Annotated in this window: 7 protein-coding genes and 1 pseudogene; 2 read left to right on the top strand and 6 right to left on the bottom strand. The window is 34.2% G+C overall.

The window, feature by feature from the left end:
- Positions 1-5: 5 nt before the first annotated feature.
- Both AC0J6S_RS10515 and AC0J6S_RS10510 read left to right on the top strand, forming a co-directional pair.
- Positions 6-338 (top strand): HipA N-terminal domain-containing protein, encoded by a 333-nt coding sequence (locus AC0J6S_RS10515; protein WP_474953766.1) that lies wholly within the window; start codon positions 6-8, stop codon positions 336-338.
- Complete coding sequence (locus AC0J6S_RS10510) at positions 325-1287, top strand: HipA domain-containing protein (protein ID WP_474953765.1); 963 nt, start codon at positions 325-327, stop codon at positions 1285-1287. The genes AC0J6S_RS10515 and AC0J6S_RS10510 overlap by 14 nt, the downstream gene beginning before the upstream one ends.
- A gap of 1321 nt (positions 1288-2608) precedes the next feature.
- Here the strand turns inward: AC0J6S_RS10510 and AC0J6S_RS10505 are convergent.
- From AC0J6S_RS10505 to AC0J6S_RS10480, 6 genes and pseudogenes are all read right to left on the bottom strand, one after another.
- Positions 2609-4039: a TolC family protein gene (locus AC0J6S_RS10505; RefSeq protein WP_474953764.1), complete on the bottom strand. Its 1431-nt coding sequence runs from the start codon at positions 4037-4039 to the stop codon at positions 2609-2611.
- Complete coding sequence (locus AC0J6S_RS10500) at positions 4032-7199, bottom strand: efflux RND transporter permease subunit (protein WP_474953763.1); 3168 nt, start codon at positions 7197-7199, stop codon at positions 4032-4034. Before AC0J6S_RS10500 ends, AC0J6S_RS10505 begins: the two co-directional genes overlap by 8 nt.
- Before the next feature lie 77 nt (positions 7200-7276).
- A complete protein-coding gene (locus AC0J6S_RS10495) occupies positions 7277-8359 on the bottom strand; it encodes an efflux RND transporter periplasmic adaptor subunit (protein WP_474953762.1) in 1083 nt (360 codons plus the stop codon).
- Between the two features lie 924 nt (positions 8360-9283).
- Positions 9284-10477, bottom strand: a pseudogene (locus tag AC0J6S_RS10490) (IS256 family transposase).
- Between the two features lie 337 nt (positions 10478-10814).
- On the bottom strand, positions 10815-12761 hold the full coding sequence (locus tag AC0J6S_RS10485) for an OmpA family protein (protein WP_474953761.1): 1947 nt from the start codon (positions 12759-12761) through the stop codon (positions 10815-10817).
- A gap of 15 nt (positions 12762-12776) precedes the next feature.
- Positions 12777-13706, bottom strand: coding sequence for a PorP/SprF family type IX secretion system membrane protein (locus AC0J6S_RS10480; RefSeq protein WP_474953760.1), 930 nt, complete (start codon positions 13704-13706; stop codon positions 12777-12779).
- Positions 13707-13742 lie beyond the last annotated feature (36 nt).

Raw genomic sequence — 13742 nt, 5'->3', positions numbered from 1 at the left:
AATCTATGAGAAAAGCAGCAATCTATTATAAAGAATTCCTGGCAGGAGTACTCACAGAAACAGATGATGGGGATTATACGTTTCAATACGAAGAAAAGTATGTAGCGGAACATCCGAAAGAAAGTATCACTTTGACCATGCCGGTACGAACAAAAACATATACGGAAAAACGGTTATTCCCTTTTTTTGAAGGTTTAATACCCGAAGGATGGTTATTGGATATTGCCTCCAAAAACTGGAAAATAAATCCAAACGATCGTATGGGACTCCTTTTGGCTTGTTGCCAAAATTGTATCGGAGCAGTCAGTGTTCAACCAATACCAAATGAAGATGCCTAAGAAATGTTTATATTGTTACCAATCATTAGACGATAAAATCGGTGATGATTTTCATGAGCAGTGCAGCTTAGAATTTTTCGGTACCAAACAACAGCCGGCATTCGAGCATTCGTTAAAGCAAATGGTAGAATTAGCCAAAAATGTGGTAGAACGAAGCGTGGCAGTACCTGGAGTACAACCCAAATTGTCGTTATCTATTGTAAACGATACTATCCAGGACGGAAACAAAGGAAGGTTTACAGTCGTTGGCACTTTAGGCGGCAATTATATTTTCAAACCACCCTCCAAACAATTCCCTGAAATGCCAGAAAATGAGCATGTAACGATGCGAATTGCGGAAGCTTTCGGCATCAACACCGTAAAGTCGAGCTTGATCAAATTACAGTCGGGCGAATTGTCCTATATCACCAAACGCATTGACCGAACGGAAACTGGAGAAAAAATTCACATGCTCGATATGTTCCAAATCACAGAAGCTTTTGACAAGTACAAAAGCTCGATGGAAAAAATAGGCAAAGCTCTAGACGAATTTTCAGATAATACTTTGCTGGACAAAGTATACTTTCTGGAACTGGGTATTTTCAGTTTTCTGACCGGCAATAATGATATGCACCTGAAAAACTTTTCGATGATCCATCCCGGGGAAACCTGGACATTGGCACCAGCCTATGATTTATTAAACGTGGCCATCGTAAATCCAGATGACACCGAGGAATTAGCTTTAACATTGGAAGGTAAAAAGAAAAAATTAAAATGGGAACATTTCAAAAGACTGGGCATTAACCTTGGCTTGAATGAAAAACAAATAAAAGGAATTGCAAAACGGTTCCAAAAAAACAAGTCCATAGCTATCCAGTGGATTGATAATTCATTCCTGTCGGATCCATTCAAAGAAAAATACAAAATTTTGTTGGAAGAAAGATACGATAGGTTATTTGAAACCGATTAAGCAAACACTTTTTTCATAAATTTAGGTTAGATAACTTGTTCATTTTTTAGAGTCATTTTCTGTTATTTTGCTGCATAATTCTCAATAAAACAGCACTCTTATAGAGCATTATTTATTGAATTCAGCACGGTAAAAATAGGGTAAATTCGGTTAGCCATATAACATCCAAGAGCCTAATTTATTAACAAACAGTAAATTATAAAGAGATACAAATCTCTCTTTCATCCCCATTGAAAGTTTCAAAAAAAACGTTAAAAGTTCAAAGTCATTGAATCATTAATGCTATAATTGTGCTGTTTTTTAAATTTTTATAAAAAAAATTATAACTTTCGATCAACCATTGGATTAATGTGTTCTTCGAAATATAGTACTTCAAATTGAATAAACACAATAATTTACTTTAAATTTGTTAAAGGTTTGTTTGTTGTTATTGAGGTGTTATTGAGGTGTTATTTTGTTCAGATTAGTACCTTATTTGTACATCGACATCTGTAAACCCCTATAAAAACTGGGTTGATAATTTCTGCATCGAAAACCGATGATTGATATATTTTTTTCATCCCCTCACTAAATTATTATTAAGGATAGGAAAAAATTATTATTTATCTTTATTACCAATTCTGCTTTTGTTTTAAAATTTATATTGAATTTGAGATTGCTAATTTCTTTAAATCATCTAAAAAATGGTTCGAAAATTCTCCTGAAATAATTACATTTCAGGAGAATTTGATTAGATAATTTTCTTGTTTTAAATTTATCTATCTAAAGTGTTCAGCTGTGAAAAGAGTTTGACAGTCGAACTCTCACGACTACTTTAGCTATAACTTTTTACCTTAAAAAAACTTAGAATTATTAAAAACATTTCGCAAAATATTTTAAAATTAAAAAATAATCACTTTAATTAAGTGATTAAAAAACAACATATTACGTCATAATTTTAAGCTATCAAAAAAAGTTAAAATTGACATAAGGTGTTCGATTGAAGCCCCAGTCACTCCACAAAAAACAATTAAATTATAATTAGAAAGTTTTATAGCAAAAACTGATTATGATCAAAGTGAGCGTCGAACACTTTTTTATTTTAGTATAAAGTTAAAATCTAGGAGAGACACCTCATACCAGATAAAAATATAACTGTCATAAATTCTAAATTTTATTTTAATGGATGCTCTATGGATTTCGTAAAAAAGACAGTACCCACGATAACGGGATCAAAACTAAATTGAAATGGGTTTTTATAAAATAAAAAAAACAGTAGTAAACTTATGCTCACTACTGTTTAAAAGTAATTATTGACATACTCTTTATTAGGAACCCGAATTTATTTCCATCCGCCACCTAAATCTCTGTAAACATGCACCACCGCGTTAAGTTGCGCTTTTTTGGTATCTATAAGTTCGAGTTTGGATTCCAAAACATCACGTTGGGTCATCAAAACTTCAAAATAATCCACTCTGGCAGACTTAAATAAATCACCTGCTACCGTAATCGAGCGGCTCAAAGCCTCTACTTGTTGCGCTTTCAATTCGTAACTTTTTTCCAAATTATTAATTTTAGAAAGCTGACTGGAAACCTCGAGATACGCGTTAAGAATTGTACGCTCATAGTTGTACAGCGCCTGAATTTGTCTGGCATTCGCAGATTTATACTCCGCTTTTATTGCATTTCGATTGATCAATGGTGCTGCAAAATCTCCTGCTAATGAATACAATAATGATTCTGGTAATGTAAACAAGTACGATGGTTTAAAAGCATTTACGCCTACCCTTGCACTAATATCTAATGAAGGATAAAACTCAGCACGAGCTACTTTTACATCTAGTTTTGCTGCCTCCAATTCCATTTCTGCTTGTTTAATATCGGGTCTGTTCGCCAATAATTGAGCAGGAATCCCAGAATGAATTACCGTAGGCAACACGCTAATAAAATTCGTTTTATCTCTCTTTATTTCCTGCGGGTATTGCGCTAACAAGAAATTAATTTTATTCTCAGTTTCTTTTATATTCTGGAGAATCTCAAACTCCATACTTTTGGAAGCCATAACCTCTGCCTGAAATTTCTGAACAGCCAACTCAGTTGTCCTAGCAGCTTCTTTCTGAATTTTCACAATTTCCAAAGCGGTGCTTTGCAAGGCAATATTCTGTTTTACAATATCTAATTGGCTATCCAAAGCCAGCAATTCATAATACGAATCAGCAACTTCAGCAATAAGATTAGTGATTACGAAATTCTTTCCTTCAACCGTTGATAAATATCGACTTACAGCTGCTTTTTTAGAATTGCGCAATTTTTTCCAAATATCTACTTCCCAATTGGCATAAGCGGCTATTTTCAAATTGCCCAATGGATCTGGCATTTCTAAGCCGGGTCGAATTTCAGTTGATGCATCTCCGGCGCCTTGGCTGGTATATCTTCCCACTTTTTCAATTCCTGCGCCTGCGCCAATACCTACTTTTGGCAAAAGAGCACCTTTTCGCACACGGATATCGTTTTTAGCAATTTCAATTTCCTGCAAAGTAATCTGTAATTCCTGATTGTTTTTTAAAGCAATTTCAATCAGGTTTACCAAATTAGGATCTTTAAAATAGGTTTGCCAAGGCGTCGCAGCTATGTTGGTAGTATCGGTGCTCTTGTCGAAAGATTCCGGAACTGCTTTGGTTTCAATCAACGGTGCTAAAGCAGGCGTACAACTTGCCACCGCCAGACAAATACCTAGCGGGACAATATATTTATAATTCTTTATTTTATACATGATTATCATCAAATTCTTCGGTTAATGGATTTTCTTTTTCATTTTTTACCAGTTTATATTTTTCAGCAATTTTGCCAAAAACATAATACAATCCGGGAATCACAAATACCCCGCATATAGTTCCTATCAGCATTCCTCCTGCTGCCGCTGTACCAATAGTTCTATTACCAATTTTACCCGGTCCAGAGGCAAATACTAATGGAATTAAACCTGCGATAAAAGCAAAAGAAGTCATCAAAATAGGACGGAATCTGGCTTTTGCTCCTTCCATTGCAGCTTCAAAAACTGATTTTCCAGCCGCATGCCTTTGAATGGCAAATTCGACAATCAGAACGGCATTTTTACCTAGCAAACCAATAAGCATTACCATTGCCACTTGGGCATAAATATTGTTTTCTAATCCTGCTATTTTCAATAAAAGGAAAGCTCCAAAAATTCCCGCTGGTAAAGAAAGTATTACGGATAATGGCAGTATAAAACTTTCGTATTGGGCTGCCAAAACCAAATACACAAATCCCAAACAAATCAGGAATACCCAAATGGCTTGATTTCCTTGTGCTACTTCATCGGCAGAAATTCCTGCCCAATCAATATCGTATCCTCTTGGTAATTTCTTGGCTGCTACTTCCTGAATCACTTTAATAGCTGTTCCGGAACTATAACCTGACGCAGCTCCACCACTAATTTCAGTAGAAGTGTACATATTATGTCGGGTGATTTCCGAAAGTCCATATACTTTTTCTAATTTCATAAAAGCGGAAAAAGGCACCATTTCATCCCGATTGTTCTTTACGTATAATTTCAAAATATCATCAGGTTGTGCACGATATTCCGGAGCAGCCTGAACGATTACTTTATAGTTGATTCCGTATTTAATGAAACTGATTTCGTAGTTACTTCCCACCAATGTGGACAAAGTATTCATTGCATTTTCGATGGAAACCCCTTTTTGCTGTGCTATATCATTATCAACTTTCATCATATATTGAGGAAAACTGGCGCTGAAGAAACTAAAAACATTCGTTAATTCTGGACGTTTGTTCAATTCCTCCACAAACTCTTTATTGACTTCTTCCAGTTTTTTGAAATCGCTAGTGCCTGTTTTATCAAGCAAACGAAGTTCAAATCCTCCTGCTGCACCATATCCCGGAACTGCTGGTGGTTGGAAAAACTCTATGTTAGCTCCGGGAATATCTTTCGATTTTTCTTCGAGCTCTGTCATTATCTCCTGTACAGATTCTTTTCGATCATCCCAATCTTTAAGATTAATTAAACAAGTTCCAGCGTTTGCTCCAGTTCCTTCGGTCAAAATTTCGTAACCTGCTAATGACGAAACCGATTTTACACCATCAATTGTTTCAGCAATTTTCTGTAATTTCTCGGCAATATTATTGGTTCTTTCTAGTGAAGATCCCGGAGGTGTTTGAATAATGGCATAGAACATTCCCTGATCTTCATTTGGAATAAATCCAGAAGGAACAGTGCTACTAATCAGCCAAGTTCCAGCACAGAATCCCAGAAGTGCAATAAACGTAACTGTTCTTCTATTGACAATTTTACCCAATACATTTTGGTATTTGCCTTGAGCCAAATTGAACTTATCATTGAAACCATCAATAAATCGATTGATAGGCGTTTTCTTTTTTGGTTTTCCGTGATTGTTTTTTAACATCATTGCACAAAGTGCTGGTGTCAAAGTCAACGCTACAATTCCCGAAAGGATGATTGCAGTTGCCATCGTAATAGAAAATTGTCTGTAGAAAACTCCAACCGGACCCGACATAAATGCAACTGGAATAAATACCGCAGCCATCAGAAATGTAATCGCTATAATAGCTCCCGCAATTTCGTGCATTGCTTTTTTGGTCGCTTTTAGTGGCGAAAGATGTTCTTCTTCCATCTTGGCGTGAACAGCTTCGATCACCACAATGGCATCATCGACGACGACTCCAATAGCTAAAACCAAGGCGAATAACGTAATTAAGTTCAATGAAATATCAAAGAAAGTCATAAAAGCAAAAGTTCCAATCAAAGAAACAGGCACCGCAATAGCTGGAATAACCGTAGAACGCCAATCTCCCAAGAAAAGAAACACCACTAATCCAACCAAGATAAAAGCTTCAACCAAAGTATGAACTACTTTTTCGATAGAAGCGTCCAGGAATTTAGAAACGTCATAAGAGATTTCATAATCCATTCCTTTTGGAAATTTCGTCTTAATTTTTTCTAGTTTAGTTTTTAAATCTTTTATAACCTGATTGGCATTCGATCCAAAAGATTGTTTCAGTATGATGGCTGCAGAAGGTTTTCCGTTCAAATTTGAATAAATATCATACATCGAACTACCAAATTCTACTTTTGCAATATCTTTCAAACGCAATAATTCTCCGTTACTATTGGATCGTACTACAATATTTCCGTACTGTTCCTTGGTAGTAAAACGACCCGAATATTTCAATACATATTCAAATGCTTGTGAACGTTTACCAGAACTTTCTCCAGTTTTTCCTGGCGAAGCTTCTAAACTTTGACTGGATAAAGCTTCCATTACTTCTTCGGCAGAAATTTTATACGCCAACATACGATCTGGTTTTAGCCAGATACGCATTGCATATTCACGTGTTCCTAAAATATCTCCAGAACCTACCCCATTTACCCTTTTCAATTCGGACAAAACATTGATATCAGCATAGTTGTATAAAAACTTCATATCGGTATTTTTGTCCGTACTATAAAGATTGACATACATCAACATACTCGGTACTTCTCGAGTAATTTTCACTCCTTCACGGACTACTAATGGTGGTAATTTATTGGTAACAGAAGCGACACGATTCTGAACATTAATAGCAGCCTGATTCGGATCGGTTCCTAAATTAAAAACTACCTGAATACTGGCTTCACCGTCATTTCCAGCATCAGAAGTCATATATTTCATTCCTGGAACTCCATTTAACGCTCTTTCTAGCGGAATGATAACCGATTTGATCATCAATTCTCCATTAGATCCAGGATAATCAGCGGTAATATTTACCATCGGTGGCGAAATGGAAGGAAACTGGGTAATCGGTAAATTAAGTACCGACAATACCCCTAAAAAGACAATTACAAGCGATATCACTATGGACAACACTGGTCTTTGTATGAATTTATTAAACATTTATTTATTTTTTAATGATTAAACCAAATTGAAGTTTAAATTTTGAACTGCAAACTGTCACTGAATACTGGACACTTTTACTCTGCTTTTAATCGTAAATGAGTGATAACCTCTTTTGGCGATACATATTCGTATTTAATTTTGTCATCTTCTTTCACTTTCTGAACTCCATCTAATAAAATTTTGTCATTAAGAGTAATACCGCTGGCAATAACATATAAATCAGGGATTTCACCAGTAATGGTAATTTCTTTGGACTCGATTGCATTGTTTTTATTCACTACAAAAACATATTTTTTATCTTGAATTTCATAAGTTGCTTTCTGTGGAATTACAATTGCATTATTCAACGCAACAATCATTTGAACTTCTCCTGTTTCTCCGTGTTTTAATAATTTATCCGTATTGGGAAATCGTGCTCTAAAAGCAATATTTCCTGTTTCATTATTAAATTCGCTTTCTATAACTTCAACATCCCCTTTGAATTTAAAGACTTCGTTATTTGCTAAAAGCAGGCTTACTTTGGTATTAGCCCTGTCATTTATATGGGTTTGATAGTCCAAATATTCAGGTTCCGAAACATTAAAATAGGCAAACATTTGACTATTATCAGAAAGACTAGTTAGTATTTCACCTTCATCAATCAAGCTTCCTAATTTCAAGGGAATTCGGTCAATAGTTCCGGCAAATGGCGCTCTGATTTCAGTGAAAGATAAATGAAGTTTAGCCAAAGCCACTTCGGCTCTTGCCTGCTCCAATTTGGCTTGAGCCAAAGACTGTTCGTTTCTGGAAACTATATTTTTGTCGGCAAGGGTTTTGGCATTTTGTAATTCAATCTCAGCGCCTTTGGCTTCTGCTTGTGCCTTTAGTAATTCTGCCTGATACATTCCCGGCATAATTCTAAATAGTAGCTGACCTGCGTTTACATATTGTCCTTCATCTACATAGATATTTTGTAAATATCCTTTTTCCTGAGCTCGGATTTCAATGTTTCGAACGGAACGAATTTGTGAAACATATTGTTTGGTAAACGAAGTATCAATTTTTATTGGATTGGTAACAATAAATTTTGTCTCTTCTTCTTTTTCTTCTTTTTTTGTTGTACAACTTGTTAGACACAACAAGGCAATCAAGCCCGTGAACACGAGTATTTTATTCATGATGTAAAATGGAAATTAAGCGATTAAATACATGGAATTGGGAATTCCTTAGACATAAAAAGTCATCAGTTTACAAAAAATATTGGAGCTGAAATACCATACATGGAAACGCAAAGCTTTCATAAAGTAAGCAACCTCAAAAATTTAGTAACTGATTTCAGTATTAATCAAATTCTTAATACCTGCTGAATAATATAAATAGGATTTGACTGCCCACAAAATGGTGCGAAGATTTTAAAATTCTTATTACAATGGTTTATAACAGACTGACAAGAAAATGTCTGATACCAAATTTTTAAAACGCCAAATTTTTCGGTGAAATTTTTATTTAAATTTTTGTCTTTGAGAGAATCGCTGTTGGAAAATTCCTCTTCTATATCAAATCCATCAGCATTAAACATAATACTACCTGAACTAGTGTTATCAATTTTTACTAGATCTGACTTTAAAAAACTAGAAGTTATCGAGTTGTAAATAACATTGTCATGCGAAGCAGCATGTATATAATTTCCTCCGCTTTGCAGATAGAAAAACAAATATAGAAAAAATACAGTTACTCTCATTTCAAGGCCAAAAGTAATGAAAATAATGAAAGAAAAAAACAATTTAAATTATGTTTAACAAGGAAAAAAAAGAGAAAACGATTGCAACACCTTTAAAGAAAAATTCACTAAAAAATGAATAGATTTGAACGCATTAGATACCTTTAAACATATAATTTTTAGAGTTATATAAACAAATGGCGAACAATAAATAGCGATTTATAGGAAGCCCGAAACAATTGTATTCGTAAATATTCTTTCAAAGCGTTCTGTTAATTCAAAAACTCTTCTTTAAAACAGGACAACTATTTTCATGTTTATACTTTAATGACACTATCCTAAAAAGTGTGTAAGTAAAAAATATAGGGATTTGACTTTTTAATTAAAGTTGAACACTTTTTTCAAATGTAGTTAAAAACTGGTAGAGTATTAATCCACAGGTAAAGATTGGCATTGACTATGTTTTGGTTGCTTCTCTTAAAGCCGTATGTACAAATTCTAAGACAGCTTCATCTGTTGGGAATGATATTTTATTTTTGGTGTATTTCTGATTTTGCCGCTCAGATTTTAAATTAAATTTGTTGCGTAAATTATTTTTCTAATTTCTACAGGGAAGTCAAAGAATATGGTAAGTTCCTCCCAGTTTTCTTCCCAAGATTTAATAGCGGATGGATATTTATGGTTCCATTTTTTAGAAAAATCTTTCAAGGATGCTTTGGCTGCTTCTTTAGTTGGAGCGTTGTAAATAAGCTTCATATCCACCTAAAATTCCTTTTTATCTTTCTAAACCACATACCTTGCCGGATTGCAAATTTGATGTACGACACAGATTTGGGTTTGTGATTCTGGAAACACATTTTTAATAGTCTGCGTAAATCCGTTTAAGTTGTCAATAGCTGTAATTAGGATGTCTTCAACACCTCTAACTTTTAAATCGGTAAGAACTCCAAGCTAAAAACTAACACTTTCATTCTTTCCTAAGCATACTCTGAGAACTTCTTTTTTGCCATCTCTGTTGAGTCCAACGGGCAAATAAATGGTTTTGTTGATTATTTTTGAGTTTTCACGAACTTTAAAAACAATGCAATCCATCCAGACTATCAAATAAACAGCTTCTAAAGGCCTGTTTTGCCAAGCAATTATGTCACTCGAAACAGTATCGGTAATTCGGGAGATGGTACTAGTGGAAACTTCAGAATTATAGACTTCTCTAATTTGTTCTTCGATGTCGCTATTGCTCATACCTTTGGCCATAAAGAAAGATAATTACATTCTCTAAACCACCTAGTATATTTTGCCTTAAGGGACAATTAAGGGATTAAAAGAAGCGTCCCAACTCTTGGAACTTGAATCTCGGATTTTCCAAATGAGGTTTTTATTTTCTTGTTAGAAACCATTACGAGCATTGGTTTCTAGTAGATTTCTTTTACCTATCATAGCCTAACTGGGCATCTAATTCACCTTCGAGCATTTTCTCTATTCCTCGCTTTTGTAGTTGCGCTAAAAAGCCATAAAGGTCTTCGCCTGTTTTGAATTGCCTCAAAAATTCATCGAATAATAAATCTTCCTTTTTCATAAAATGTGTAAATATTAAAATTAAGTAAAAAAAGTATTAGGGTTTGTGCAAACCCTAATACTTTTTTTACCTACACTTTATAAAATACTACCATTAGAATTTATAAAACAATGTCCAAAACTGCTTATTCAATCTAACCCATTTAGAAATTGTTAGACTCATTATAACTTTCTAGATTCGAAGAGTAAAAAACATAATTTTTTTTTCAAATGTTATTTCACTCATTGAAACTTAATAACATTATCATACTTGACTAATCATCTAAAAAAATACCCCCCAATAGCATCTAACTTTGTGGGGTACTTTAGAAAATTTGTTGTTATCAATTTTAATTTTATTATTCCATTGTAACAATAATAAACTCACTACGTCTGTTCGCTTGGTGTTCGTCTTCAGTACATTTCACTCCATCAACACATTTATTTACCAGTTGACTTTCACCATATCCTTTTCCAGTTAATCTATCGGATGATATTCCATTTTTAATCAACCATTCAATAGTTGCTTTCGCTCTTCTATCCGATAACTTTTCATTGTACTTATTGGTTTGTCTACTATCCGTATGTGAACGCACATCTATTTTCATCTTCGGATTTGATTCCATAACTGATAGTACTTTCTCTAGTTCAAAAGCAGCATCTTTTCTAATAGTCGACTTGTCCAAATCAAAGTAGATGATTGGTATATTCAACGTTTTGGCCAAATCAGTTCCAACTCCTATTTCTTTAATACGTTTTTCTAACTGTAACGACAACTCTGTCTTACCAGTTCTGTTTCGTATTGTAACTTTTTCTTCTGTAGTTTCATACGACATTTTATCTGCTCTTACATAATATGTTTTACCACACACTGCCTCAAAATTATATCTCCCTGTTTCATCGATTAAACTCTCTTTTACTAACTTAAATTCGTCATCGAACAAACTTACTTTTGCATCTGATAATTGTATCCCTGTCTCCTTATCTGTGATAATTCCACACAACATTTGCTCGCAAGTCAGTTTTCGTAGTTCTGTAAATCTGTAAATATCATCATACCCATTGCCGCCTTCTCTATTCGATGTAAAAAAACCATTACGATTTTTACTATTGATTAAAAAAGCAAAATCATCTAGAGGCCCATTAATGGGTGACCCTACGTTTTGGACTTCTCCAAAAAGATTAGATTCCCCTATTTTTGAAACAAATATATCTAATCCTCCTAGTCCTGGGTGTCCATCACTTGCAAAGTACAATTCATTATCTTTGGCTATAAAAGGAAATGTTTCTCTACCTTCTGTATTAATTGATTTCCCTAAATTTTTTGGCGATCCATAACTACCATCTGAGTTTATCGTCACACTAAACAAATTGGATTGTCCTATTGTCCCTGGCATATCAGAAGCAAAGTACAAGATTTTCTCATCCAAACTCAAAGCAGGATGCGCTACACTATATTCATTACTATTGAAGGGCAATTCTATAACATTTTGCCACTTTCCAGCCTCGAACGTAGCCTTATACAATTTTAGTAAAACTATTCTTTCCGAACTTCTTTGCTTTTTACCATCTAAATAATTGTTTCTGGTGAAATACATTGTTTTCTCGTCTCGTGTAAACACCGGAGTTGACTCATGGAATTTAGAGTTGATACTTTTATCAAAACGAATTGCTTTTCCCATCTCTCCATCTGGCTTTATTTCCGAAAAATACAAATTGGTAAATGATTTATTATTCCATTTGAACACTTTCTTTGCAACTCCACCTGTATCTCTTGCTGATGCAAACACCAAATTATCTTTCAAAAAAGAACTCCCATAATCAGAATATTCGGAATTTATACCTGCATCTACTACTTCAAAACGACCCGAATTAGTTTTTATGTCCTCCAGATAATTTTTTTGTTCTGCATAAAGTTTTCCCCGCTGATCATTTTTCGATCGCTTATTAAATTCTTCTAACATCGTATCGGCTTTGGTATAATTACCCACAGCTTTTAATGTTTGCGAATAGCGGTAATAATATTCTGGCTCCTGTTCTTGATTCATAGCGAAAAGTTCAGTGTACCATTTCTCTGCTTTGACAAGATCTGCTATAAAATAGTAAGCATTACCCAATTTTTGAAACATTTTCTCATCCTTATATCCTTTTGAGGCTACATACTCATAGGTATAAATAGCATCTACGTACGAATAATTTTCATACTTTTTATCAGCTGAAGGTACCTTAGCTTTCTGACTATATCCTGACAATGTCAACAGCAGCAATACCGTACTGTAACTATAAAATATTTTTCTTATTTTCATAATGCTTTACGTTATTTAGAAGAATCTTGGAGAAATTATTTTGGTGTAGTTATTGAACAATTCATATCGCAAAAAGATTTCATGAGAACCTGAATTGTAATTGGCTAGTCGTGTGGTTTCTAAGTCGTATCCATATCCTATGAACCATGAATCAGTTACTTGAAAGCCTACCATAGCACTTACCGCGGCACTCCATCTGTACGCTACTCCCATAACAAACTTATCATTGAACATGAAGTTTGTTGATAAATCTACCTGCAAAGGAGCTCCCTGAACATACTTAGTTAATAATGATGGTTTGAATTTTACATTGTAACTTAAATCAAAAACATGCCCCGCTATTAAATACAAATTAATATTTTCTTTGGCAACATGACTATTTGCACCTGGAGCAGCGTATCGATCAAAATGCTTAGTTTCCAGTAAATATGGAGCCGATAAACCAACATAAGATTTATCCGAATGCAAATAAAAGCCAACCCCAATATTAGGAGAAAATTTATTATCAATATTAGTCTGAAAAGCATAATCATTCTGATCATATTGACTCAATCTATTAAAATCTACATTCAACAAATTAGCCGATGCTTTTATTCCGAAAGATAGTTTATAATTATCCGATGTATTTATGCTATAAGAAAAATCAACGGCAAGATTATTTTCGTCAGATGGTCCGATTTTGTCATTTATTATTGACACACCTAATCCTATATTACTACTATTGATGGGAGTATTCATCGAAGCAGTATTGGTTATGGGTGCACCATCTAATCCTACCCATTGTGTTCGATGGAGTGCAAAAGCACTCAATGACCCCCTAGAACCAGCATAACCCGGATTTATGTTAATTGTATTATACATGTACTGGGTAAACTGAGCATCTTGTTGTCCGTATCCCGATAGAAATACTAACAGAAAAACAAAACTTACTATCTTCATTCTCATCTCTATATTTTTTTTTAATTCTTAAGGATTTTTACA

Source organism: Flavobacterium sp. TS_SC_5 (genome assembly GCF_056156265.1).
This window is presented reverse-complemented; position numbering and strand designations above follow the sequence as displayed.

Bases quoted from the DNA above. Each gene is read 5' to 3' on its own strand.
- AC0J6S_RS10515 (WP_474953766.1), top strand. From the start codon at position 6: ATGAGAAAAGCAGCAATCTATTATAAAGAATTCCTGGCAGGAGTACTC.
- AC0J6S_RS10510 (WP_474953765.1), top strand. From the start codon at position 325: ATGAAGATGCCTAAGAAATGTTTATATTGTTACCAATCATTAGACGAT.
- AC0J6S_RS10505 (WP_474953764.1), bottom strand. From the start codon at position 4,039: ATGTATAAAATAAAGAATTATAAATATATTGTCCCGCTAGGTATTTGT.
- AC0J6S_RS10500 (WP_474953763.1), bottom strand. From the start codon at position 7,199: ATGTTTAATAAATTCATACAAAGACCAGTGTTGTCCATAGTGATATCG.
- AC0J6S_RS10495 (WP_474953762.1), bottom strand. From the start codon at position 8,359: ATGAATAAAATACTCGTGTTCACGGGCTTGATTGCCTTGTTGTGTCTA.
- AC0J6S_RS10485 (WP_474953761.1), bottom strand. From the start codon at position 12,761: ATGAAAATAAGAAAAATATTTTATAGTTACAGTACGGTATTGCTGCTG.
- AC0J6S_RS10480 (WP_474953760.1), bottom strand. From the start codon at position 13,706: ATGAGAATGAAGATAGTAAGTTTTGTTTTTCTGTTAGTATTTCTATCG.